This is a genomic window from Arthrobacter sp. 35/47 (genome assembly GCF_000520475.1).
Taxonomy (GTDB): Bacteria; Actinomycetota; Actinomycetes; order Actinomycetales; family Micrococcaceae; genus Arthrobacter_D; species Arthrobacter_D subterraneus.
Genome location: NZ_KI914581.1, coordinates 113,618 through 137,103, shown reverse-complemented (window position 1 = coordinate 137,103; position 23,486 = coordinate 113,618). Strand labels below are relative to the sequence as shown.

General features: G+C 66.1%; 17 protein-coding genes and 1 tRNA gene. 14 read left to right on the top strand and 4 right to left on the bottom strand.

Translation table 11 applies throughout. The annotated features are described in order from the left end of the window. Positions 1-57: 57 nt before the first annotated feature. From X803_RS0101005 to pyk, 8 genes are all read left to right on the top strand, one after another. Positions 58-324, top strand: coding sequence for an HGxxPAAW family protein (locus X803_RS0101005; protein ID WP_156929926.1), 267 nt, complete (start codon positions 58-60; stop codon positions 322-324). Beyond that, a complete protein-coding gene (gene trpC / locus X803_RS0101000) occupies positions 325-1,125 on the top strand; it encodes an indole-3-glycerol phosphate synthase TrpC (RefSeq protein ID WP_026543672.1) in 801 nt (266 codons plus the stop codon). A gap of 54 nt (positions 1,126-1,179) precedes the next feature. Further along, positions 1,180-2,499, top strand: coding sequence for a tryptophan synthase subunit beta (trpB, locus tag X803_RS0100995; protein ID WP_026543671.1), 1,320 nt, complete (start codon positions 1,180-1,182; stop codon positions 2,497-2,499). Then, positions 2,496-3,296 (top strand): tryptophan synthase subunit alpha, encoded by an 801-nt coding sequence (gene trpA, locus X803_RS0100990; protein WP_026543670.1) that lies wholly within the window; start codon positions 2,496-2,498, stop codon positions 3,294-3,296. The genes trpB and trpA overlap by 4 nt, the downstream gene beginning before the upstream one ends. Position 3,297: 1 nt before the next feature. Beyond that, a complete protein-coding gene (gene lgt / locus X803_RS16945; RefSeq protein ID WP_084033241.1) occupies positions 3,298-4,353 on the top strand; it encodes a prolipoprotein diacylglyceryl transferase in 1,056 nt (351 codons plus the stop codon). A 272-nt stretch (positions 4,354-4,625) separates the two neighbouring features. Then, positions 4,626-9,221: a glutamate synthase large subunit gene (gltB, locus tag X803_RS0100980; protein ID WP_051470327.1), complete on the top strand. Its 4,596-nt coding sequence runs from the start codon at positions 4,626-4,628 to the stop codon at positions 9,219-9,221. Beyond that, a complete protein-coding gene (locus tag X803_RS0100975) occupies positions 9,214-10,671 on the top strand; it encodes a glutamate synthase subunit beta (RefSeq protein WP_026543668.1) in 1,458 nt (485 codons plus the stop codon). Before gltB ends, X803_RS0100975 begins: the two co-directional genes overlap by 8 nt. A 59-nt stretch (positions 10,672-10,730) precedes the next feature. After that, positions 10,731-12,224: a pyruvate kinase gene (pyk, locus tag X803_RS0100970; RefSeq protein WP_026543667.1), complete on the top strand. Its 1,494-nt coding sequence runs from the start codon at positions 10,731-10,733 to the stop codon at positions 12,222-12,224. A 141-nt stretch (positions 12,225-12,365) separates the two neighbouring features. Here pyk and X803_RS0100965 read toward each other — a convergent pair whose 3' ends face one another. Beyond that, complete coding sequence (locus tag X803_RS0100965; protein ID WP_051470325.1) at positions 12,366-12,992, bottom strand: ANTAR domain-containing response regulator; 627 nt, start codon at positions 12,990-12,992, stop codon at positions 12,366-12,368. A gap of 141 nt (positions 12,993-13,133) precedes the next feature. Here X803_RS0100965 and X803_RS0100960 point away from each other — a divergent pair. After that, a tRNA-Leu gene (locus X803_RS0100960) sits at positions 13,134-13,218 on the top strand. A gap of 68 nt (positions 13,219-13,286) precedes the next feature. Further along, complete coding sequence (locus X803_RS0100955) at positions 13,287-13,919, top strand: LysE family translocator (protein ID WP_026543665.1); 633 nt, start codon at positions 13,287-13,289, stop codon at positions 13,917-13,919. A gap of 18 nt (positions 13,920-13,937) precedes the next feature. Here X803_RS0100955 and X803_RS0100950 read toward each other — a convergent pair whose 3' ends face one another. Further along, positions 13,938-14,420, bottom strand: coding sequence for a hotdog fold thioesterase (locus X803_RS0100950; protein WP_026543664.1), 483 nt, complete (start codon positions 14,418-14,420; stop codon positions 13,938-13,940). On the opposite strand from X803_RS0100950, the gene polA reads away from it, so the two are divergent. The 3 genes from polA to rpsA all read left to right on the top strand — a co-directional run bounded on the left by polA (position 14,419) and on the right by rpsA (position 20,296). After that, positions 14,419-17,217 (top strand): DNA polymerase I, encoded by a 2,799-nt coding sequence (gene polA / locus X803_RS0100945; protein WP_084033239.1) that lies wholly within the window; start codon positions 14,419-14,421, stop codon positions 17,215-17,217. The genes X803_RS0100950 and polA overlap by 2 nt on opposite strands. A gap of 60 nt (positions 17,218-17,277) precedes the next feature. Beyond that, the gene (locus tag X803_RS0100940) at positions 17,278-18,591 is read left to right on the top strand and encodes a GNAT family N-acetyltransferase (protein WP_026543662.1); all 1,314 of its coding nucleotides are present in this window, start codon (positions 17,278-17,280) and stop codon (positions 18,589-18,591) included. A gap of 226 nt (positions 18,592-18,817) precedes the next feature. Continuing rightward, on the top strand, positions 18,818-20,296 hold the full coding sequence (gene rpsA, locus X803_RS0100935) for a 30S ribosomal protein S1 (protein ID WP_026543661.1): 1,479 nt from the start codon (positions 18,818-18,820) through the stop codon (positions 20,294-20,296). A 110-nt stretch (positions 20,297-20,406) separates the two neighbouring features. Here rpsA and X803_RS0100930 read toward each other — a convergent pair whose 3' ends face one another. Together X803_RS0100930 and X803_RS0100925 are read right to left on the bottom strand one after the other, a co-directional pair. Then, on the bottom strand, positions 20,407-21,537 hold the full coding sequence (locus X803_RS0100930) for a class I SAM-dependent methyltransferase (protein ID WP_026543660.1): 1,131 nt from the start codon (positions 21,535-21,537) through the stop codon (positions 20,407-20,409). Then, positions 21,530-22,207, bottom strand: a complete 678-nt coding sequence (locus X803_RS0100925) for a YigZ family protein (protein WP_026543659.1) — start codon at positions 22,205-22,207, stop codon at positions 21,530-21,532. The genes X803_RS0100930 and X803_RS0100925 overlap by 8 nt, the downstream gene beginning before the upstream one ends. A gap of 58 nt (positions 22,208-22,265) precedes the next feature. Between X803_RS0100925 and coaE the strand changes: the two genes are divergently transcribed. Continuing rightward, the gene (gene coaE, locus X803_RS16940; RefSeq protein ID WP_035777437.1) at positions 22,266-23,486 is read left to right on the top strand and encodes a dephospho-CoA kinase; all 1,221 of its coding nucleotides are present in this window, start codon (positions 22,266-22,268) and stop codon (positions 23,484-23,486) included.

The window sequence follows — 23,486 nt, the reverse complement described above, 5'->3', positions numbered from 1 at the left end:
ACAAGGAGATACGCCATGGCCAAGACCGCGCCTGAGACCGGTACCAACGACACCCCTATGGTTGAGCATTCCGCGGCCCATGATGAAACCATCGGACACGGCAACAGCCCCGCAGCGTGGACCGCGGTCTTCGTGATGCTGGCCGGCGCCGCCCTGTCCTCATTCGCATTTGTCTTCGCCAGCACGGAAGGCAACAAGGACGCCGGCACCATCCTGTTCTGGATCGGCGCCCTCATCATGGTGATCGGCCTCGCGCTCGGAATCATCCTCAAGAAGGCTGGATTCGGCGTCGGCGGCCACCGGCTCAAGAACTCCGGGGACTAAGTGAGCGTTCTCGACGACATCATCGCCGGCGTCCGGGAAGACCTCGCCGTCCGCAGGGAGAAGCTCTCCCTGGATGAGGTGCAGACCCTGGCGCGTCAGGCTCCGGCACCCCGGGATGCCTTCGCTGCGCTCAGCCCGCGGGCCGACGGTGTGCGCGTCATCGCCGAGGTGAAGAGGAAGAGCCCCTCAAAGGGAGACCTCTCAGCCATCCAGGATCCAGCGGAACTTGCCGCGGCCTATGAGCGCGGCGGCGCCGCGGTGATCAGTGTCCTGACCGAGGAACGCCGTTTCGGTGGATCCCTGGCAGACTTTGACGCCGTCCGCGCGGCAGTGGATCTCCCACTGCTGCGGAAGGACTTCACCGTCGATGAGTACCAGATCTGGGAAGCGCGCGCCCACGGCGCCGACCTGATCCTCCTCATCGTCGCCGCGCTCGACGACGCCACACTGGCCTCCTTCCTGGAGCTCACGGAACGCCTGGGCATGCACGCGCTCGTCGAAACGCACACCGCCGGGGAAGTGGAACGGGCCGTTGCCGTCGGAGCCAGAATCATCGGCGTCAACGTGCGCAACCTCAAGACCCTGGACATTGACCGCTCGGTCTTCCCTGCGCTGGCGGGGCTCATTCCGGTCGGTGCGGTGGTGGTCGCGGAGTCGGGCGTCCGGGACATCGCCGACGTCGAGACCTTCGTTGCCGACGGGGCGCAGGCCGTGCTCGTCGGGGAAGCGCTGGTCCGCCACTCCAATCCCGAGCTCACGGTCGGCGAGTTCGCCAGGGCCGGCAGCGCATTGCATCACTGAGGTTGTCGCCCACGGGACGGACAGCCGCACACCATACGACAGGACAGCAGGTTCATGACCGACACCCCACAGCCCCAGTCCGTGACTGAGGGCGCTGCAGAGGCATTTCTGGCTGGAGGATCATTGCGCCACGCGCAGGGTCCGTATTTCGGGGCCTATGGCGGACGCTGGATGCCCGAATCGCTGATCGCGGCGCTGGACGAGCTCGAGGACACCTTCGAGAAGGCCAAGTCGGATCCCGAGTTCCTGGCGCAGGTCGCAGAGCTCAACCGGACCTACTCCGGCCGGCCGTCGCTGCTCACCGAGGCCCGCCGGTTCGCCGAGCATGCCGGCGGAGTGCGCGTGTTCCTCAAGCGTGAGGACCTGAACCACACCGGCTCCCACAAGATCAACAACGTGCTGGGCCAGGCCCTGCTCGCCAAGCGCATGGGCAAGACCCGCGTGATCGCCGAAACGGGCGCAGGCCAGCACGGCGTGGCGAGCGCCACCGCCGCAGCCCTGCTGGGACTCGAGTGCGTTGTCTACATGGGGGCGGAGGACTGCCGGCGTCAGGCGCTCAACGTTGCCCGCATGCAGCTGCTCGGTGCGGAGGTCATCCCGGTGACCAACGGATCCCAGACGCTGAAGGACGCCATCAATGACGCCCTGCGGGACTGGGTGGCCAACGTCCAGACCACCCACTACCTGCTGGGAACGGCGGCCGGCGCCCACCCCTTCCCGGCCATGGTCCGCTACTTTCACGAGGTTATCGGCGAGGAAGCGCGCGAGCAGATCCTCAGCGCCACAGGCAGGCTCCCCGACGCCGTCTGTGCCTGCATCGGCGGCGGCTCCAACGCCATCGGAATCTTCCACGGCTTCCTCGACGACCGCGAGGTCGCACTGTACGGGTTTGAGGCGGGCGGCGACGGGGTCGATACCGGCCGGCATGCTGCCACCATCACACTCGGCCGTCCGGGCGTGCTCCACGGCGCACGCTCGTACCTGATGCAGGACGACGACGGCCAGACTATCGAATCCCACTCCATCTCAGCAGGCCTGGACTACCCGGGCGTCGGCCCGGAACATGCGTTCCTGGCGGATATCGGCAGGGCCAGCTACGAGCCCATCACCGACGCCGAAGCGATGGAAGCATTCCGTCTTCTCTGCCGGACGGAGGGCATCATCCCTGCCATCGAATCCGCGCACGCGCTTGCCGGAGCACTGAAGGTGGGGCAGCGCCTGGCGGCGGAGCCGGGCGATCCCGCAGGAAAGATCATCGTCGTGAACCTTTCAGGCCGCGGCGACAAGGACGTGGCTACTGCGGCGGAGTGGTTCGACCTGCTGCCCGAAGACAGTGCCGAGGCCGAAATCGGCGCCGAAGGGGAACAACTGTGAGCACCGAAACCCTGAGCAAGTCCGCCGCCGCGATCGAGCGGGCCCGCGCCCAGGGACGCACCGCCCTGGTGGGTTATCTGCCGGCAGGCTTCCCCGACGTCCAGACCACCATTGACGCAGCCGTTGCGTTGGCGGAAAACGGCGTGGACCTGATCGAGATCGGAATTCCCTACTCGGACCCCGTGATGGACGGGACCGTGATCCAGGAGGCAACCGTCGAGGCGCTCCGGAACGGTTTCACCGTGCGGCAGATCTTCGATGTTGTCGCCGGGATCACCAGCCGCACCGATGCGGCGGTCCTGGTCATGACCTACTGGAACCCGGTCATGCGCATGGGCGTCCGGGAATTCGCGAGCCGTCTTGCCGAAGCCGGCGGCGCGGGCCTCATCACACCGGACCTCATTCCTGACGAGGCTGCAGAATGGCTTGCGGTGTCCGACGAGTTCGGCCTGGACCGCGTCTTCCTCGTCGCCCCCTCCAGTTCCCCGGAGCGGATGCAGTCCACCGTGGACGCCACCCGCGGATTCGTCTACGCGGTGTCCATCATGGGAATCACCGGTGCGCGCTCCTCCGTGAGCTCGGCAGCGCGTGAGGTTGTCGCAGCCGCTCATCGTGCCGGTGCAGAACGGGCCTGCGTGGGACTCGGGGTTTCAACCGCGGAGCACGTCCGGGAAATCGGAGCCTACGCCGACGGCGTCATTGTCGGCACCGCACTGGTTGCAGCCCTGCGCGACGGCGGCGTCGAAGCCGTGGCTGCCCTGGCGAAGGACCTGAGTACCGGAACCCCGAAGGGCTGAGATGATCCCCGCGAGTATTCCCAGCCCGCCTGCGGAGTGGGCCAGTTTTTCGATCGGCCCGGCCACCATCCACGCCTACGCACTGTGTATCCTCGCCGGGATCATCGTTGCCCTGCTGCTTACCTCTGCCCGCTGGAAGCGCTACGGCGGTAACCCCGACGTCGTCTGGGACATTGCCATCTGGGCTGTCCCTTTCGGCCTGATCGGCGGCCGTCTCTACCATGTGTTCTCCTCGCCGGATGCCTACTTCGGCCCCGACGGCGACCTCTCCCGCATACCCCGGATCTGGGAGGGCGGCCTGGGCATCTGGGGCGCCGTCGCACTCGGAGCGGTGGGAGCCTGGATAGCCTGCCGGCGCGCCGGAGTTCGCCTGGCGGCCTTCGCCGATGCTGCGGCGCCCGGCGTGCTGCTTGCCCAGGCAATCGGCCGCTGGGGCAACTGGTTCAACCAGGAACTGTTCGGTGCTCCCACCGACCTGCCCTGGGGCCTCGAAATCGACCCGGACAACGCCAACTTCCCCCCGGGTGCCGATCCGGGGACGCTATTCCATCCCACCTTCCTGTACGAGTCGCTCTGGAACCTGGCCGGTGTTGCCCTGCTGCTGCTTCTGGACCGCAGGTTCTCCCTGCGCGGCGGCCGGATGTTCTGGCTGTACGCCGCGTACTACACGGCCGGCCGGGTATGGATCGAGGCGCTGCGCATTGACGACGCCGAAATGATCTCCATTCTCGGCGTGACCCAACGCCTGAATGTCTGGACCAGCGTGCTGGTCCTTGTGGTCTCCCTGGCGATCTTCTGTTACCTCTCCGTGAAGCAGCGTGGCGCGACGGAGCACTCTGTCTACCTTCCTGGCCAGGCACCTGTTGACACCGGTGACAACGAAACTGCAGCGGTTCCGGTTGATAACGGATCGGGCACAGACGTCCATAGTCCGGACACTTCCGCTGGGAAAAGTCCGGATCGTGGTAATCTTCCAGAAATAAAAGATGCCTCAGGTACGTCCGCGTCCGCGGAAACAGCCCCCGAGGATCCCCGGGAATCAGACTCCCGGAAATAGTGTCCAGCGGGGCTACCGCCCCAATGCAGGGACACCGTCACAGCGTCGTGGCTCTGCTCGGTTCATCAAGCTGGCTCACAGGCCTCGCGCAGTACCGGGATTGACCAGGCCGCACCGCCCGTACGCCATGTCCGCAAGCCATGCAGGCGTGGAGGGTGCCGGCTCTACAATGTGCACTAGGAAATGAAGCGCCTCCCTCGATGGGGACAAGCGCGCCTCGGGGCCGAAGCCGTCCCCTCCCGACGCTCCATCATGGGGGAAGGACTCTATCTATGACTGCACCCACTACCGGCATCCTGTCGGCAGAGACCCGCGCGGAATCACCGTTCACGCGCTTTGCCTCGTACCCGGAGGCATCCGGCCTGTACAGCCCGGAAAACGAGAAGGACGCCTGCGGACTGGCTGTCATTGCCACACTCCGCGGTGAACCAGGGCACGACATCGTCGACGCGGCCCTCACTGCGCTGCGCAATCTCGAACACCGGGGCGCCGTCGGCGCTGATGAGGGCACCGGCGACGGCGCGGGTCTCCTCACGCAGGTCCCGGACGAGTTCTTCCGTGCCGTCGTCGACTTCGACCTCCCGGCGCCGGGGAGCTACGCCGTCGGAACTGCGTTCCTGCCCGCCGAGGCGGGCGAAGAGGCAACGGCCCGCGCAGGGATCGAGACCCTTGCCGAGTCCGAGGGCCTGGCTGTCCTGGGCTGGCGCGAGGTTCCCGTGACGGCCGATCTGGTCGGTTCGATGGCACGGGCGTGCATGCCGCACTTCGTGCAGCTCTTCATCGCGCCGGTGGACGGTGCCACCCGGGACCTCGACGCCAAGGCGTTCCGGTTGCGGAAGCGCGCCCAGAACAAGTACGGGGTCTACTTCCCCTCGTTGTCCTCCCGGACCATGGTCTACAAGGGCATGCTGACCACGGCGCAGCTGGAGCCTTTCTACCCTGACCTCTCCGATCCGCGGTTCAAGACCAAGCTCGGAATTGTCCACTCGCGTTTCTCCACCAATACGTTCCCCTCGTGGCCTCTGGCGCAGCCCTTCCGCACCATTGCGCACAACGGCGAGATCAACACGGTCAAGGGCAACCGCAACTGGATGCGGGCACGGCAGTCGCAGCTTGCCAACCCCCTGCTAGGCGATTCGCCGGAGGAATTGTTCCCCATCTGTACGCCGGGAGCCTCGGACTCCGCCTCGTTCGATGAGGTTGCGGAACTGCTGATGCTGGCCGGGCGCCCGATCACCCACGCGATCATGATGATGATTCCGGAGGCCTGGGAAAACCACACCTCCATGGACCCCGCCCGCCGGGCCTTCTATCAGTACCACTCAATGTTGATGGAGCCCTGGGACGGCCCGGCTGCCGTGTCCTTCACCGACGGACGCCTCGTCGGAGCGGTCCTGGACCGCAACGGCCTGCGCCCTGCCCGGTACTGGGTCATGGAAGACGGACTCGTTGTCCTTGCCTCCGAGGTGGGCGTCATCGACGTCGAGCCCTCCAAGATCGTGCGCAAGGGGCGAGTGTCGCCCGGCAAGATGTTCCTCGTTGACACCGAGGACGGGCGCATCATCGAAGACCAGGAAGTCAAGGCCGAAATTGCGGCCGCGAACCCCTGGGGCGAGTGGGTCAAGGAAAACCTGATTGACCTCAAGGACCTCCCCGAGCGCGAGCACGTAGTGCACACCAAGGCGTCCATCAACCGCAGGCAGCGCACCTTCGGCTACACCCAGGAAGAACTGCGTATCCTGCTCGGCCCAATGGCCAGGGCCGGCGCGGAGCCGCTCGGCGCCATGGGTTCGGACACCCCGATCGCTGTTCTCTCAAAGCGGCCGCGGCTCCTGTTCGACTACTTCGTGCAGTCCTTCGCACAGGTTACCAACCCTCCGCTGGATGCCATCCGCGAAGAACTGGTCACCTCGATGGGCGTGACCATCGGTCCCGACGGCAACCTGCTCTCCTCCAGCCAGGTGCATTCCAAGCAGATTGCCCTCACCTTCCCTGTGATCAACAATGATGAGCTTGCGAAGATCGCCAACCTGGAGTCCGACGACGGCGACCGCCTCACCGTCCGTGTGCGCGGCCTCTACCGCGTCGACGGCGGCGAAGCCTCCCTGCGGGCGCGGCTCGCGGAGATCTGCGAGCAGGTCTCGAGCGCGATCAACCGCGGCATCCAGTATGTGGTGCTCTCCGACCGCGACTCGAACGCGCAGTGGGCGCCGATTCCGTCGCTGCTGCTGACGAGCGCGGTGCACCACCATCTGCTCAAGAGCGCCACCCGCACCAAGACGTCCCTGGTGGTGGAGGCCGGCGACGTCCGCGAAGTCCACCACGTCGCCGTGCTGATCGGTTACGGCGCTTCGGCCATCAACCCGTACCTCGCCATGGAGAGCTGTGAGGAGCTGGTCCGCAACGGGGACATCTCCGGAGTCTCTGCGGAACAGGCAGTAGCCAACCTGATCAAGGGGCTCGGCAAGGGCGTCCTGAAGATCATGTCCAAGATGGGCATCTCCACGGTCAGCTCCTACTGCGGCGCCCAGACCTTCGAAGCCCTAGGTCTCGCACAGGACCTGGTGGATGAATACTTCCACGGCACGCAGACCCAGCTCGGCGGCGTCGGTCTCGACGTGGTTGCCGCTGAGGCAGCCGCCCGCCACGAGTACGCCTACCCGCAGGACGGCATCGAGGACCCGTACCGCACCCTCGACAACGGCGGCGAGTACCAGTGGCGCCGCGAGGGACCGCCGCACCTGTTCAACCCTGAGACGGTCTTCCGCCTTCAGCACGCCACGCGCGAGCGCCGCTACGACATCTTCAAGGCATACACCAAGGGCGTCGACGACCAGTCCCGCGAGCTCATGACCCTGCGTGGCCTGCTCGGGTTCAGGGACGGGCTCCGCCAGCCGGTGCCGCTCGAGGAAGTCGAATCGGTCTCCAGCATCGTCAAGCGCTTCTCCACCGGGGCCATGAGCTACGGCTCGATCTCGCAGGAAGCGCATGAGACCCTCGCCATCGCCATGAACCGTCTCGGCGCCAAGTCGAACACGGGCGAAGGCGGCGAGGACGTGGACCGGTTGCTTGATCCCGAGCGGCGTTCGGCCATCAAGCAGGTCGCCTCCGGCCGGTTCGGGGTCACCAGCCTGTACCTGACCAACGCTGACGACATCCAGATCAAGATGGCCCAGGGTGCCAAGCCCGGCGAGGGCGGCCAGCTGATGAGCCAGAAGGTCTACCCGTGGGTGGCCCGCACCCGGCACTCCACCCCTGGCGTAGCCCTGATCTCCCCGCCGCCGCACCACGACATCTACTCGATCGAGGATCTGGCCCAGCTCATCTACGACCTGAAGCGTGCCAATACCTCGGCGCGTGTCCACGTGAAGCTGGTCTCCGAAGTGGGGATCGGCACGGTGGCGGCCGGCGTCACCAAGGCGAAGGCCGACGTCGTCCTGATTTCCGGCCACGACGGCGGAACCGGCGCCAGCCCGCTCAACTCACTCAAACACGCCGGTGTGCCGTGGGAGCTGGGTGTCGCTGAAACGCAGCAGACCCTCATGCTCAACGGCCTGCGCGACCGCGTGGTGGTCCAGGTGGACGGCCAGCTCAAGACCGGGCGCGACGTAGTGATCGCCGCGCTGCTCGGTGGTGAGGAGTTCGGCTTCGCCACCGCACCCCTCGTGGTGTCCGGCTGCATCATGATGCGCGTCTGCCACCTGGACACCTGCCCTGTGGGTGTCGCAACCCAGAACCCGGAACTGCGCAGCCGCTTCACCGGCAAGCCGGAGTTCGTGGTGAACTTCTTCGAGTTCATCGCGGAGGAGGTCCGCGAACTGCTGGCGGAACTCGGCTTCCGGTCCCTGGATGAAGCGATCGGTCACAGCGAGGTGCTGGACGTCAAGCGCGCCGTCGACCACTGGAAGGCTGACGGCCTTGACCTGGATCCGATCCTGCGCGGCAACGAGTTCGGCGAGGATGCTCCGCTGCGGAACATGTTCGCCCAGAACCACGAGCTCGATCAGCACTTCGACAACAAGCTGATCGACATGAGCAGTGACGCGCTCAACCACCGCGCGCCGGTCCGCATCACCCTCGACGTCGTGAACACCGACCGCTCGGTCGGCACCATGCTGGGCCACGAAGTCACCCGCAGGTTCGGCATCGAGACTTTGGCGACGGACACCATCGACGTCACCCTGACCGGTCACGCCGGCCAGTCGCTCGGGGCGTTCCTCCCGGCGGGAATCACCCTGCGGCTGCTGGGAGACTCCAACGACTATGTGGGCAAGGGCCTCTCCGGCGGACGGATCATTGTGCGCCCGGACCGGGCAAACGTCTTCGCCGCGGACCGCAACGTGATTGCAGGCAACGTGATCGGTTACGGCGCAACCAGCGGCGAGATCTTCCTGCGCGGCCAGGTAGGGGAGCGGTTCCTCGTACGCAACTCCGGTGCCACGGCGGTGGTTGAAGGGATCGGCGACCACGGGTGCGAGTACATGACCGGTGGCCAGACGCTCATTCTCGGTCGCACCGGCCGTAACTTCGGCGCAGGCATGTCCGGCGGTACCGCGTACGTGCTCGATCTGGATGAGACGCGCGTGAATGTCCAGGCACTGAGCAGCGGTGAGCTGAAACTGGAGGAACTCGACGCGGAAGACATCGATATTGTCCGCCAGCTCCTCCTGAGACACCAGGAGGAAACAGAGTCGCCCCTCGCGGCCAAACTGCTCGAAGATTTCGAGTCCACCGTGCCGCGCCTGACAAAAGTGCTGCCGCGGGACTACGCACGCGTTCTCGATACCCGGGCCGCCGCCATCGAAGAGGGCCTCGACCCTGACGGCGAAGAGGTCTGGACCAGGATTTTGGAGGTTACCGGTGGCTGATCCACGCGGATTCATGAAGGTGCGCGAGCGGCAGACGCAGCCGCGCAGGCCCGTTCCGGTCCGGATCATGGACTGGAAGGAAGTCTACGAGGCGCAGGAGAAGGGCGTCCTGAAGAGCCAGGCGGGGCGCTGCATGGACTGCGGCATTCCGTTCTGCCACCAGGGATGCCCGCTCGGCAACCTCATTCCGGAATGGAATGACCTCACCTGGCGTGACAAGGGCCGCGAGGCAATCGACCGGCTCCACGCCACGAACAACTTCCCGGAATTCACCGGCCGGTTGTGCCCCGCGCCCTGCGAGGCGTCCTGCGTGCTCGGAATCAACCAGCCGCCGGTGACGATCAAGCAGGTCGAGGTGTCGATCATCGACGAGGCCTTCGACAACGACTGGGTACACCCGCACCCGCCGGAGCGGCTCACGGGCAAGACCATCGCCGTGGTCGGTTCCGGTCCGGCAGGCCTCGCGGCCGCGCAGCAGCTGACCCGGGCGGGGCATACCGTTGCCGTCTACGAGCGGGACGACCGCATCGGCGGCCTGCTGCGCTACGGAATCCCTGATTTCAAGATGGAGAAAATCCAGCTCGACCGCCGCCTGGACCAGATGAAGGCCGAGGGCACCCGCTTCCGTGCCGGAGTGGAAGTGGGCCGGGACATCAGCTGGGACCAGCTGCGCCGCCGGTACGACGCCGTGGTGATCGCCACGGGAGCGACCGTGCCGCGTGACCTGCCCATTCCCGGCCGCGAGCTGGAGGGCGTGCACTTCGCCATGGAGTACCTCGTTGAGGCCAACAGGGTTGTCGCGGGCGAGGAGGTCGAGGACCAGATCCACGCCGAGGGCAAGCACGTGGTCATCCTGGGCGGCGGCGACACCGGCGCCGACTGCATCGGCACCGCGCACCGGCACAAGGCTGTCTCGGTCACCACCCTGGCGATCGGGCAGCAGCCTCCGCTCGAGCGGGCTTCGAACCAGCCGTGGCCCACCTTCCCGACGCTGTTCGAGGTTGCCAGTGCGCATGAAGAGGGCGGCGAACGCACCTACCTTGCGTCAACGGTGGAATTTGTCGGCGAGGACGGAAAGCTGACAGCTGTCCGGGTCGCCGAGACCGAGTTCGTCAACGGGAAGCGGCTGCCCAAGGCCGGCACGGAGCGGGACATTCCCGCAGACCTGGTGCTGCTGTCACTCGGCTTCACCGGGCCGGAACCGGCGGGCATCGCCGAACAGCTCGACGCAGCCTTTGACGGGCGCGGTAACGTTGAGCGTGACGGATATTACATGACCAACACGCCGGGCATCTTCGTGGCAGGCGACGCAGGACGCGGCCAGTCCCTCATCGTATGGGCGATCGCGGAGGGCCGGGCATGTGCTGCAGCGGTTGACCAGTGGCTTATGGGCCACACCAAGCTGCCTGCGCCGGTGGCACCGACAGACCGCGCTCTCAACGTCCTGTAATTCCCCAGGGACGCCGGAGCGCACAGCAATCCACTACACGACACGACAGGCAAGGTTTTATGAGACGCGCAAAGATAGTGGCCACTTTCGGCCCGGCAATCGCGAGCTATGAGAACACCCTCGCAGTACTTGAGGCCGGGGTGGACGTCGCCCGCATGAACATGAGCCACGGTGACCACTCCGTGCACAACCAGACCTACGAATTCGTCCGGAAGGCGGCCGAGGAGCTTGGCCGTCCCGTCGGCATCTTCGCGGACCTCCAGGGCCCGAAGATCCGCCTGGGCCGGTTCGTTGACGGACCGCACGTACTGCTTCCCGGTGACACATTCACCATCACCACCGAGGAAGTCGAGGGAACGTCGGAGATCTGCTCCACCACCCACAAGGGACTGCCGCAGGACGTCAACGTCGGCGACACCCTCCTGATCGACGACGGCAAGGTGGCCATGCGCGCCGTGGCGGTCGATGACACCACGGTCACGGCCGAGGTAACCGTGGGCGGCGCGGTTTCCAACAACAAGGGCATCAACCTGCCCGGTGTTGCGGTCAACGTTCCCGCACTCAGCGACAAGGATGAGGAAGACCTGCGCTGGGCGATCCAGCGCGGCGTGGACATGGTGGCGTTGTCGTTCGTCCGGAACGCCGCCGACGTCGACCGTGTGCACGAGATCATGGACGAGGAAGGCCGGCGCGTACCGGTCATCGCGAAGATCGAGAAGCCCCAGGCGGTCGATGCGATTGAGGAAATCATCGATGCCTTCGACGCCATCATGGTGGCGCGTGGCGATCTCGGCGTTGAACTGCCGCTGCAGGACGTCCCCATTGTGCAGAAGCGCGCCATCGAGCTCGCACGCCGGTGGGCCAAGCCGGTCATCGTCGCCACCCAGGTGCTTGAATCGATGATCGACAACCCCCGTCCCACCCGCGCGGAAGCCTCCGACTGCGCCAACGCCGTTCTCGACGGCGCCGACGCGGTCATGCTTTCCGGGGAGACCAGCGTGGGCAAGTACCCCATCGAGACCGTGCGCACCATGGCGGACATCATCGAGTCCACGGAAAAGCACGGACTCGACCGCGTGCCGCCGCTGGGAAGCAAGCCGAAGACGCGCGGCGGTGCCATCACGCGCGCTGCCGTGGAAATCGCCGACCAACTGGACGCGAAGTACATCTGTACCTTTACCCAGTCCGGGGATTCCGCGCGTCGCCTGTCGCGACTGCGCCCCACGAAGCCGGTCTTCGCCTTCACCCCGGTGCAGTCGACGCTCAACCAGATGTCCCTGATCTGGGGTGTCCAGCCGCTGCTGGTTGAGTACGCCGAGCACACTGACCAGATGACGGCACAGGTGGACCGCGTGCTGTTCGAGCAGAAGCTGGTGGAACTGAACGACCTCGTGGTCATCGCCGCCGGATCCCCTCCAGGCCAGGCAGGGTCCACGAACTCGATCAAGGTTCACAAGGTCGGCGACATCGCCGATGCGGGCCAGCTTCCCCAGGGCTACACGCCCAGCAAGGAGAAGGTCGGCCCCTGGCCGGTCAAGAACAAGCACAAGTAGTCAGGCACCGCCAGTCAGGTACTGCCGAAACTGAAGGACCCCGCCACGGCGGGGTCCTTCAGTTTTTTTGCCTGGATTTTCATCCGCCGGCAGCTAAGCCGACGACGGCGGGAGACTGCCGCCGTCGTCGTCCTCCGTGGATCAGTTGACCTGGTTGATGATCGTCTCCGCGACCTCGCGCATGCTGAGGCGCCGGTCCATCGAGGTTTTCTGGATCCAGCGGAAAGCCTCCGGCTCGGTGAGGCCCATCTTGGTGGTGAGCAGGCTCTTGGCACGCTCAACCAGCTTGCGGGTGGCGAACTGCTCCTGAAGGTCCGTGACCTCGTTTTCCAGCGCCTTGATTTCCTCGTGGCGTGAAAGGGCGATTTCGATCGCCGGAACCAGATCCGCGGGAGTGAAGGGCTTGACCACGTAGGCCATGGCGCCGGCGTCCCGGGCACGCTCCACGAGTTCCTTCTGGCTGAAAGCGGTCAACAGGACCACCGGAGCGATGCGCGCCTTCACGATCTGCTCGGCCGCCGAGATGCCGTCCATGACAGGCATCTTCACATCCATGAGCACGAGGTCCGGCTTGTGTTCATGGGCCAGCTCGACAGCCTTCTCGCCGTTGTCTGCCTCAGCGACGACGTCGTAGCCCTCTCCGCGCAGGATCTCCACAATGTCGAGTCGAATGAGGGTTTCATCCTCAGCGACGATAACGCGCCGTGCCGGGCTCGAGTTCGCTGAGTCGCGGTTCTGGGACACTGAGGCTCCTTGGTATGCGTTCATTGATTCTGTGCTGTGCCTGCGCGACGGCGCTGCCCGGGGGCAGCCTGCGCCGGTGCACTGCAACAGCCTATCGGCATGTAGAGTAGATTCGCGCACCCGAACGTTCATGAGTCATGGGACTCACGTTCGTTGTGCCGCCCGGCCCGAATGGCGGAATTGGCAGACGCGCTGCACTCAAAATGCAGTATCGAAAGGTGTGTGGGTTCGAGTCCCACTTCGGGCACCAACAGGCGCCGTCCGCCACAATGGCCGACGTTTTGGGGGCCGGTGCCCCTGATGCCGTCTAATGGAGACATGTCGATCTCCTCCTACCTCGCGTTCTGCGGGTTATGCGTAGTGCTCGCGGTGACACCGGGGCCGGACAGTTTCCTGATTCTCCGGTTCAGCCTGCGGAAGGTTTCCTCGGGTGTGGCGGCGTCGTTCGGGTCAGCGGTGGGTTACCTGGTCTGGGCGGTACTGGTTGCCGTCGGCCTCGCCGCCCTCATAGAACAGTCCGCGGTCGCCTACCGAGGGCTCAAGATTCTCGGCGGGATCTACCTGGTGTACCTCGGGTTCAGGGCCATCCGAGGAGACCGGTCGCCCGCGGTGGCCGCGCCCGATAGCGCTGCGCTGGTCGGGGCGCGGCCCTGGAATTCAGGGGTCTCGGGGCTTCTGTCGACCATGCTGAATCCGAAGGTCGGCCTGTTCTTCCTCGCGGTGGTTCCGCAATTCCTGCCGCGGGACGGATCAGTCTTCGGGGTGACCATGCTCCTCGGGGCAACGCTGGGGACCATCGTGCTCATCTACCTGGCCGGACTGTGCCTTGTTGCGGCCAAAGCCAACGCCTGGTTGAACCGGCCCCGCGTCACACGAAACCTGGAGATCTCCTCCGGCGGGATCCTCGGCGTGCTGGGAATCGGAACCGCTGCCTCCGCAGCGCACGCCTGACTCCGCTTCCCCAGTTGACTAGCGCGAGTCCCGGATGAGGTTGGTGATGCGGGCAGTGGAAAGCCGCCGGCCCTCCTCATCGGTCATGACCACCTCGTGGGTGGCAAGCGTGCGGCCGAGGTGGATTGCCGTGGCGGTCCCCGTCACGAGGCCGGACGAGGCCGACCGGTGGTGGGTGGCGCCGATCTCGATCCCGACCGCATGCCTTCCCGGGCCGGCATGGATTCCGGCAGCGAAGGAGCCGAGTGTCTCGGCGAGCACCAGGTGCGCGCCGCCGTGGAGGATTCCCGCCACCTGCTGATTTCCGTCGACGGGCATGGTGGCCACCATCCGCTCCGCGCCCATCTCCCGGAAGACGATCCCCATCTTGGCGGCGAGCCGGCCGATGCCGTGGCCGCGAAGCCACTCATGCATCTCCGCCGGTACGCCCGCCTCGGTCAGTTCCGCGAGGAAGGGGTGGCCGTCGTCGGCCCCTGGGGCCGGAGTGAATTTGTCATCCATGGGAACTAGGCTGGCACCTGTGAGCCAAACAAACCAAACCGTGCAGATTGACGATCCAACCAGCGCTCAGGGCAGCGCCGGGGCCGCGGCTGAGACCGCCGCCGCACCTGCCCCGCTGGACACGCTGGAACGTTCCCGCCTGCTGGTTGTTGACGGACACTCCATGGCGTTCCGTGCGTTCTACGCACTCCCGGCCGAGAACTTCTCCACGGATACCGGCCAGCACACCAACGCGGTGTACGGGTTCACTGCCATGCTGATCAACCTGCTGCGGGACCAGAAGCCCACGCACGTCGCGGTGGCCTTCGACCTGGACACCCCCACCTTCAGGGATACCGAGTACTCCGAATACAAGGGTGGGCGCTCCCGCACGCCGGAGGAGTTCCACGGCCAGATCGACCTGATCATCAAGGTGCTTGAGGCCATGCGCATCCCGACACTGTCCATGGAAGGGTTTGAAGCCGATGACGTCCTGGCCACGCTGGCCGTCGACGCCGCAAACCGGGGCTGGGATGTCCAGGTGGTCAGCGGTGACCGTGACGTTTTCCAGCTGGTCAATGACCGTGTCACGGTTCTGTACCCCAAACAGGGCGTAACCAACATCCCGCAGATGGACGCCAAAGCGGTGGAGGAGAAGTACTTTGTTCCGCCGCACCTCTACTCGGACCTGGCCGCCCTCGTGGGAGAGACCGCCGACAACCTGCCCGGCGTGCCGGGCGTCGGCCCGAAAACGGCGGCCAAGTGGATCCTGAAATACGGGGGGCTGGACGGCATCCTGGAGAATCTAGACTCCATCGGCGGCAAGGTCGGCGGTGCCCTCCGCGAGAACATCGAGAACGTCAAGCGCAACCGGCGCCTGAACCGGCTCCTGACCGACCTGGAACTCCCTGTCAATCTTGAGGCCATGGCGGCGCAGCGCCCCGACCGTGACACCGTCGAAGACCTTTTTGATGCCCTGCAGTTCAACGTGCTGCGGAAGCGGCTCTTCGATCTGTTCGGCGAGGAGGAGCCGGACGTCCCGGGGCAGGAGATGGCACCCCCTGAGCATCACGTCCTCACCGATGCCGCCGAATTGAAAAGCTGGTTCAACGGAACCAACCAGGCCACCGCCGCCGTCCAGGTTGTCACCCGCGCCACGAGCGGGGGAGAGGAAGCCGTCGGCGTAGCGCTGGTCACCGACACCGCGGCGATCTACGTTCCGTTCGAGGAACTGGATGCCGACGCCGAGCGCGTCGTGGGGGACTGGCTGCAGGACCTCCACGCACCCAAGGTGGTGCACGATTTCAAGGCGGCCTACAAGCTGCTCTCCGCCCGCGGTTTCACCCTTGCGGGCGAGGTGGATGACACCGCCATCTCCGGCTACCTCATCCAGCCCGACCGGCGCAGCTACGAGCTCGCTGACCTCAGCCAGGTCCACCTGAAGCTCACGCTCGCCACGTCCACGGCAGCAGCCGGCGGCCAGCAGGCACTGGCGCTGGAGGAGGAGGACGTCGCAACTCCCGCCGTTGCCGCCGCCTTCGCCGCACTGGAGCTCAGCAGGCACTTCGCGGGACAGCTGGTGGAGCGCGGCGCCAACCAGCTGCTCGCCGGGCTGGAGCTCCCGCTCTCCGAGGTGCTCGCGCGCATGGAACTGACCGGGATCAGCGTCGCCGTCGACGGACTCGACCGTCTCTATGACGACTTCTCGGCGACCATGGCCAACACCAGCGCCGAGGCATTCAGGATCATCGGCAAGGAGATCAACCTCGGCTCGCCCAAGCAGCTCCAGGCTGTCCTGTTTGACGAGCTCGCCCTCCCCAAGACCAAGAAAATCAAAACCGGTTACTCCACCGACGCGGATGCGCTCACGGATCTCATCGTGAAGACCGGACACCCGTTCCTGGAGCAGCTGCTGGCGCACCGTGACGCCTCCAAGCTCCGTCAGACGGTGGAAGGGCTCCGGAAATCAGTGGCCGACGACGGCCGGATCCACACCACCTATGTCCAGACCATCGCGGCAACCGGACGCCTGTCATCGATGAACCCCAACCTCCAGAACATTCCGATCCGCTCTGACGAAGGGCGCCGGATCCGGGAGGCATTTGTGGTCGGTCCCGGCTACGAGTGCCTGATGACCGCCGACTACTCGCAGATCGAAATGCGGATCATGGCCCACCTGTCCGGCGACGAGGGGCTGATCCAGGCCTTCAGGGAGGGAGAGGACCTCCATCGCTTCGTCGGCTCCTCCATCTTCCATGTGGCACCCGAGGACGTCACCAACGCCATGCGCTCGAAGGTCAAGGCCATGTCCTATGGGCTGGTGTACGGCCTGAGCTCCTTCGGGCTCTCGAAGCAGCTTGCGATCAGCGTCGATGAAGCCAGGACCCTGATGGGCGACTACTTCGACAGGTTCGGCGCCGTCCGGGATTACCTGCGGGGGATCGTGGAGCAGGCACGCAAGGACGGCTTCACCTCAACCATCGAGGGCAGGCGCCGGTACCTGCCGGATCTGTCCAGCGACAACCGCCAGCTGCGGGAAATGGCGGAGCGCGCAGCGCTGAACGCCCCGATCCAGGGTTCGGCGGCGGACATCATCAAGAAGGCAATGCTCGGTGTCGATGACCAGCTGCGCTCCCGCGGCCTGGTCTCGAGAATGCTGCTGCAGGTGCATGATGAACTCGTGCTGGAAGTCGCTCCCGGAGAACGCGAGGAGGTTGAGCGGATCGTGCGCACCGAAATGGCGGGTGCGGCGGACCTCTCTGTTCCGCTCGATGTCTCCGTCGGCACCGGTACCAGCTGGCATGAGGCAGCGCACTAGCAGCCGCCGCGGGTGCATGGCCCACCGGTTCCCGGAGGGCTAGGCTGGGTTCTCGTGAGCATGCACACCCAGGCCGAGACCGCAGCACCGCCCATTCGCATTGAGACCTTCTCCGTCGGTCCGGACACCGACACCTCCGCGGACAGCCCGCTTGCGGCCTGGTTCGAGGGCGTGAGCTTCGGCTTCCACGAGGGGCGGCTGGAGGCGGAGGATCTGCCCAGACTCGCGGAGGCCTATGCGGCGGACGGCAGGATCCTGTGGGGCGCGTATGACAACCATCCCGGCCCGCACGCCTGGAACCCGCGCATCCCCGTGGCAACCTACGGCACCATGGTGAACTCGCTGAACGTCGGCGGCGGAAGGTTCCTCGACGCCCACCTGATCACCGCCGTCACGGTCCGGCCCACGCACCGGCGGCGGGGGCTGCTCCGCCGGATGATCACGGCGGATCTCCAGGCGGCAGCCGACCGCGGCCACGCTATTGCCGCCCTGACGGCATCGGAGGCGACCATCTATGGGCGCTTCGGTTTCGGCACAGCCACCCACACCACGTCCATCGAGGTGGATGTCAGGGAACGGTTCGCCGTCACCGCTCCGCCCTACGGGCGCATGGAGGTTGTGGAAGCGGACGCCGCCGTCGGACTGACGCAGGAGGTCTTCGCCGCATTCCATGCCCGCTCACCCGGATCGGTCGGGCGCCAGTACGCCTACGCCCGGCGCTCCGCCGGCCTGTGGGGCGAGGAGCGCCCGCAACCTGACAAGGCGCTGCGCACGGCAGTCCATTACGACGACGACGGCACACCGGACGGCTTTGTGTCCTACTCGTTCGCGGGCTGGGAGAAGACGCCGTACACAATGCGGGTGAAGGACCTGGTGGCTGCCTCGGAGGCCGCCTACCTGGAGCTGTGGCGCTACCTCGGCTCCCTCGACCTGATTGAGCGCGTCACCTTCGGCATGGCCCCCGTCGAGGACCCGCTGCCCTGGGCGCTGACCGACCGGCGCTGCCGGGTGCTGACGTCGGACGAGGACGTCCTGTGGCTGCGCATCCTTGACCCGGTAGCCGCTCTGGGCGGCCGCTCCTACCAGCACGACGGCGTCCTGACCCTCTCCGTCACGGACCCGCTCGGCCATGCTGCGGGTACCTTCGAGCTCACCGCTGCCAACGGCGCCGGTTCGGTGCGTACGCTTGACGACGGCGCTGATCCGGACATTGCGATGGATGTATCCGCCCTCGGTTCGATGTACCTCGGGGGAGTCGACGCGCGCATCCTCGCCGCCGCCGGCCGGTTGACGGAGTGTTCTCCGGGCGGGGTGGAGCGCGCCGCCCAGCTCTTCACGGCGGCGCGGGCACCGTATTGCATCACCCACTTCTGAGCAGTGCGTCCGGCGCGCCCAGCGCGCTTTGACCCGCATTGCGGCGGAACGCTAGACTAGGTAGGCATGTCCCGCGCACAGTGGGCCTTGCCGTGCGTTATCCAATATCTGAATTTCCATTTGTCCGCATCCGGGCAGTTCCTCATGGTGGTGCATAAAGTGTGTGCCTTCCCGTGCGGTCCAGCAATCCGGATCAATCCATAATCCACAACGGAGCCCCAACTACATGACCATCACCACCACCGAGAAGCCAGGTGCCCCGCAGGTCGCTATCAACGACATCGGCACCGCTGAGGACTTCCTCGCAGCCATTGACGCCACCATCAAGTACTTCAACGACGGAGATCTCGTTGAAGGAACGGTAGTCAAGGTTGACCGCGACGAAGTTCTGCTCGACATCGGTTACAAGACCGAAGGTGTCATCCCTTCCCGCGAGCTTTCCATCAAGCACGATGTCGATCCGGGGGACGTGGTCTCCGTTGGTGACGAGGTTGAAGCGCTTGTCCTCACCAAGGAAGACAAGGAAGGCCGCCTGATCCTCTCCAAGAAGCGCGCTCAGTACGAGCGCGCCTGGGGCGACATCGAGAAGGTCAAGGAAGAAGACGGTGTTGTCACCGGTACGGTCATCGAAGTTGTCAAGGGTGGCCTCATCCTCGACATCGGCCTGCGCGGCTTCCTCCCCGCTTCCCTCGTGGAGATGCGTCGTGTCCGCGACCTCGCTCCGTACATCGGCCAGCAGATCGAAGCCAAGATCATCGAGCTGGACAAGAACCGCAACAACGTTGTGCTGTCCCGCCGCGCCTGGCTGGAGCAGACGCAGTCCGAGGTCCGCTCCACCTTCCTCAACAAGCTGGAGAAGGGCCAGGTCCGTCCGGGCGTTGTGTCCTCGATCGTCAACTTCGGCGCATTCGTCGACCTTGGCGGCGTAGACGGTCTGGTTCACGTTTCCGAGCTCTCCTGGAAGCACATCGACCACCCGTCCGAGGTTGTCGAGGTTGGTCAGGAAGTCACCGTCGAGGTTCTCGAGGTTGACCTGGACCGCGAGCGCGTGTCCCTGTCGCTCAAGGCCACCCAGGAAGATCCGTGGCAGACCTTCGCCCGCACCCACGCGCTGGGCCAGGTTGTCCCCGGTAAGGTCACCAAGCTTGTTCCGTTCGGTGCGTTCGTCCGGGTCGAGGACGGCATCGAGGGTCTCGTTCACATCTCCGAGCTCGCTGTGCGCCACGTCGAGCTGGCCGAGCAGGTTGTCTCCGTTGGCGACGAGCTGTTCGTGAAGGTCATCGATATCGACCTCGAGCGCCGCCGGATCTCGCTGTCCCTCAAGCAGGCCAACGAGGGCGTCGACGCCGACAGCACCGAATTCGATCCGGCTCTCTACGGCATGGCCGCTGAGTACGACGAAGAGGGCAACTACAAGTACCCCGAGGGCTTCGATCCGGAGTCCAACGAGTGGCTTGAGGGGTACGAGACGCAGCGCGCCGCCTGGGAAGCCCAGTACGCTGAGGCCCAGTCCCGCTGGGAGTCCCACAAGAAGCAGGTTGTCCAGCACGCGTCCGACGACGCCGCTGCCGCCAATGAGCCTGCTGACTCCGGCACCACCAGCTACTCTTCGGAGCCTGCTCCTGAGGTCAACCAGGCAGGGTCCGGTACCCTCGCCTCGGATGAGGCTCTCGCCGCACTGCGTGAGAAGCTGACCGGCAACTAAGGTCGTATTCCCTCAGGAAGCCTCTGCCCACGTGAAGTGGGCGGGGGCTTCCCGCGTTAACCGGTGGTGCTGAGTGGCCGGAATGGGAGGGCACGGCCGTAATCCGGACGTCAGCCGGTGCGCGTGGACACCGTCACCGTGAATCGGGGGTTGCGCGCGACCTGCCGGGTGGGACCGACGAGCCGCTCCAGCGCACCGCGATACTGGAGGTGGCTGTTCCAGACTGTCCACAGCTCCCCGCCCGGTGAGAGCACCCTTCCTGCCTCGGCGAAGAGTTTCAGCGCGATCCCGGCATGAACTGTGTGCCCGGAGTGAAACGGCGGATTCAGGACAATGAACCCGTCTTCATGATCCGGCCGGGCCGACAGCCCGTCGTCGCGTACGACGGCGACCCGGCCGCCGACACCGTTGGCTTCGGCGGTCGCCCTCGTCGCCGTCACCGCCGCCGCCGAGGTATCGGTGGCCGTCACAGTGATGCCCGGACGGGTCAGCGCCAGGTACGCGGCGATGGAGCCGTTCCCGCAGCCGAGGTCCACGGCCTGGCCCGCAGGACGGGCATCGCGAAGGTGCGGCAGCAGGAACCGGGTGCCGGGATCCAGCTTCGCGCCCCCGAAAGTTGCGCCGTAGGCGCGCAGCCGCAGCGGAAGGGGGAGGCCGACGTCGTACTCCGCTTCGAGGGGGAACGGGCAGGGACCCGGCGGAAGGGAGCCCGAAGCGGTGAGCACCCGTGACTTCTGCCGGGCCAGACCTGCCGTCACTGTGTCGAAATACCGGTTCAGGATTGTGGTCATCGCAGGCGCCATGTGCTTGACCCTCCCGCCCGCCAGGACGGTGACGCCGGGGTCAGCCTCCGCAGCAATGTGCCAGGCGATCTCCTCCAGTGCCTCAAGTGACCGGGGAAGCTGCAACAGCACCAGCCGGACACCGCTGAACAGATCGGCACCAAGACCGGAGGAGGTGAACCGCCCGTCGAACCCGTTGGTGCGGGCGTTCGCAGCGAGTGCGCGCTCACCGGTCAGCGAATCCTGATGGACCCGCACGCCCTCGGCGCCCGCGTGCAGCGCTCCGAGCGTGAGCGCGCCGTGCGTGTCACCCACGACCGCCACCTGGCCGGGGGAGGAGGTCCGGAGCGCGGCGGACGCCGTGTGCAGGAGCAGCCGGTCCGTGGCGTCGACGGCGTACAGGTTGTCCGCCTCGATATCAGGCCATCGGCGCAGTGCGTCAAGGCTGAACTCAGGCACGGTCCACCCACTCGCGTCCGATGGGCAGCGCAGTCAGGGTTCCCGCTGTCAGTCCGGCAATCCGGCCGGAGAAGGCCTCCACGACGGCGGGCTGATCATCGACCGCCACCGTGAGCCTTACGAGCTCCGTTTCGTACTTCACTGCCAGGACCGGAGTACCCAGAGCACGGAGTTCATTCTCAAGGCGGCCGGCCGTCGCGGGCGGCGCCAAAATCTCCAGCACCCGGCGTCGTTCCCGGATGATCACCGGTGCGCTGTCCAGCGCCTGGGAAACTGAGTCCGAGTATGCCCGCACCAACCCGCCGGCGCCCAGCAGCGTCCCGCCGAAGTAACGCACAACGATGGCAGCGATATCACTCAGGTCGGCGCGGCCGGGCGAAGACTCGCGCCTGGTGAGAGCCTCCAGCATCGGTTGCCCGGCGGTCCCGGAGGGCTCGCCGTCGTCGTTGGCACGCTGGATCTCGCGGCGGGAACCGAGGACAAATGCGCTGCAGTGGTGCCTGGCATCGGAGAACTCGCGGCGGAGCTTCCCGAGGAGGTCGCGGACCTCGTCTTCGGTCTCCACCCTCTGCAGCACCGTAATGAAGCGTGAACGCCGGATCTCCAGTTCATGGCGATGCTGACCGGCGATCGTCGTGTAGCGCGTTGCCGCAGCGGCCGTCCCAGTCACCTACCCAGTGTAGGCAAGCCGGATGGCAGCCGAGGCACGCACCGGTAGCCTTGCACTCATGTTGAGGGTTGGATTGACGGGCGGGATCGCGGCGGGCAAGTCGCTGGCGGCATCGACGCTGCAGGAGCTAGGAGCCGTGGTGATCGATGCCGACCGGCTCGCCCGGGCGGTGGTGGAACCGGGCACCGACGGCCTGGAGGAGGTTGTCGCCGCTTTCGGGAACGGGGTGCTTCTCCCCGACGGATCGCTGGACCGGCCGGCGCTCGGTGCCCGGATCTTCGCGGACCCGGATCTGCGCGCTGCCCTCAACGCAATCATCCACCCCCGGGTCCGGCGGGAGGCAGCGAAAGCGGAGGCGGCCGCCCGCGCAGCGTCTCCTGACGCCGTCGTCGTGCATGATATTCCGCTCCTCGTGGAGACCGGCCAGGAAGACAGTTTCCATCTTGTCGTTGTCATTGATGCTCCCACCACTCTGCGGGTGCGCCGTATGGTGGAACGCCGTGGGATGACCGAGCAGGAGGCGCAGGACCGCATCGGTGCGCAGGCAGAACCGGCCACGCGGAACGCAGGAGCCGACGTCGTGCTGGACAATGCCGGACAGCCCGGGGATCTGGTCGCGGCAGTGGGGCATCTGTGGGCTGCGCGCCTGCTTCCTTTCGCGCGCAATATCGGCCGGCGGCAGGCAGCGGAACGCCGCGGCGGGCCCGTCCTCGGCCGGAACGCGGACTGGCCGCGGCAGGCTGACCTCCTGGCCCGGCGGCTGGCGAAAATCGATCCCCGGGTGCTCGGCGTCGACCATATCGGCTCCACCGCCGTACCCGGACTGCCCGCCAAGGATGTGCTGGACCTCCAGCTGACGGTCAGCTCACTCAGGGACGCCGACGATCTCGTCGATCAGCTGACTGCGGCGGGGTTCCCACGGCTTCCGGGGAACTGGCAGGACACACCGACCACGGAAACACCGGACGCGGAACAGTGGCAGAAACGGCTGCACTGCAACGCCGATCCCGGGCGTCCGGTAAACCTGCACGTCCGTGCGGCGGGCTCGCCGGGCTGGGAATTTGCGCTGGCATTCCGTGACTGGCTGCGGGCGCATCCGGAGATCGCCGCGGCGTATGCGGCGGAGAAAAAGCGTTGCGCGGACCTGCACCGGGAGGAGACCACCACGGCCGGCTACGCGGCCTGCAAGGAGGACTGGTTCACCTCCTTCGCGGCCCCCCGGCTGAGCGCCTGGAGGAACGACGCCGGCTGGTCGCCGCAGTACCCAGCTGCACCGTAG

Coding starts and splice junctions, on each gene's coding strand:
- X803_RS0101005 (WP_156929926.1), top strand. CDS start 58: ATGGTTGAGCATTCCGCGGCCCATGATGAAACCATCGGACACGGCAAC.
- trpB (WP_026543671.1), top strand. CDS start 1,180: ATGACCGACACCCCACAGCCCCAGTCCGTGACTGAGGGCGCTGCAGAG.
- lgt (WP_084033241.1), top strand. CDS start 3,298: ATGATCCCCGCGAGTATTCCCAGCCCGCCTGCGGAGTGGGCCAGTTTT.
- gltB (WP_051470327.1), top strand. CDS start 4,626: ATGACTGCACCCACTACCGGCATCCTGTCGGCAGAGACCCGCGCGGAA.
- pyk (WP_026543667.1), top strand. CDS start 10,731: ATGAGACGCGCAAAGATAGTGGCCACTTTCGGCCCGGCAATCGCGAGC.
- X803_RS0100965 (WP_051470325.1), bottom strand. CDS start 12,992: ATGAACGCATACCAAGGAGCCTCAGTGTCCCAGAACCGCGACTCAGCG.
- X803_RS0100955 (WP_026543665.1), top strand. CDS start 13,287: ATGTCGATCTCCTCCTACCTCGCGTTCTGCGGGTTATGCGTAGTGCTC.
- polA (WP_084033239.1), top strand. CDS start 14,419: ATGGGAACTAGGCTGGCACCTGTGAGCCAAACAAACCAAACCGTGCAG.
- X803_RS0100950 (WP_026543664.1), bottom strand. CDS start 14,420: ATGGATGACAAATTCACTCCGGCCCCAGGGGCCGACGACGGCCACCCC.
- X803_RS0100940 (WP_026543662.1), top strand. CDS start 17,278: ATGCACACCCAGGCCGAGACCGCAGCACCGCCCATTCGCATTGAGACC.
- rpsA (WP_026543661.1), top strand. CDS start 18,818: ATGACCATCACCACCACCGAGAAGCCAGGTGCCCCGCAGGTCGCTATC.
- coaE (WP_035777437.1), top strand. CDS start 22,266: ATGTTGAGGGTTGGATTGACGGGCGGGATCGCGGCGGGCAAGTCGCTG.